The sequence below is a fragment of the Neobacillus niacini genome (assembly GCF_031456445.1).
Lineage (GTDB): Bacteria > Bacillota > Bacilli > Bacillales > Cytobacillaceae > Neobacillus > Neobacillus niacini_I.
The window spans coordinates 1-1,025 of the sequence record NZ_JAVDUQ010000096.1; the positions used below are offsets into that span (position 1 = coordinate 1).

Below are 1,025 nucleotides of genomic sequence, written 5' to 3' on the forward strand. Positions count from 1 at the left end.
TGAAAAGAGACGTGAAAAGGAATAAACTAAAGGAGCAAAAGAAAAACGAAACCAAAAGAGATATTGTTGTAAAAAAAATTCCGTTGCGATTAACTGATGAAGAAAGATATCTGGTAGATAATTTGCGTTTAGAAGCGGCAAATCTATGGAATGACATACTGGACCTCCATTGGTGGTTGTATGATGTCTATAAAGTTTGGACAAGTGCTTCTGAAAAGAAAAAATGGTACAACGCCAAATCTCATAAGCTTCATGCCCAAACAATTCAAGCCATTATTGAACTTCACGAAGAAACATGCGAAAGAACACGCGTCCTTCGTTCAAAAGGCGAAAAACAATGGAAATACCCTTGGAAGCATAAGAAGTTTTTTTCTGTTAAATACAAAAAATCTGCTATTAGTATGAAAGGCGAAACAATGGAGTTTAGTAATGGAAGAAAACAATCGAAGCTAATAATACCAAAGCCGAATCATATTAAATTCGATTCCATTAAAAGTGCTGAAATTGTGTGGCATAAAAATGAATATTGGATGCATATTGCGGTAGAAGAAACAAAGCAAAAACAAGTTGAGGGTAATGGTAAAGCTGGTTGTGATTTAGGGTTAATTCATGCTGCTACATTGAGTAATGGTAAAACCCATTTGATTATCACTGGAAAAGAACTTCGTTCTGTAACAAGATATCGCAATAAAAGATTAAAAGAGTTCTCAAAACGAATTGATCGAAAGAAAAAAGGTTCGAATGCTCGATATAAATTGATTTTACGTAAACGCCGTTTTTTGGAAAAAATGGAACGGAAAATTGAATATCTAGAGCATAGCATTTCAAGAATGATAGAAGATTGGTGTGTTGAAAACAACATCAAAACTCTTTTTATTGGATCACCTGATGGTGTTCAAAGGAATACTAAAAAGAAAAAGAATACTCGAAAAGAAATTCGCCAGCAGCTTTCCAACTGGAGTTTTGGGAGATTGACAGAAAAAATCAATTACAAATTAAAACTTCGAGGGATAGAAATTGAGGTT

The 1,025-nt window shown here is 33.9% G+C and carries 1 protein-coding gene; it reads left to right on the top strand.

The window, feature by feature from the left end; all coding sequences use genetic code 11:
- Positions 1 to 1,025: transposase (locus J2Y67_RS27855; RefSeq protein ID WP_310179417.1), on the top strand; the 1,025-nt coding region annotated here is incomplete at both ends.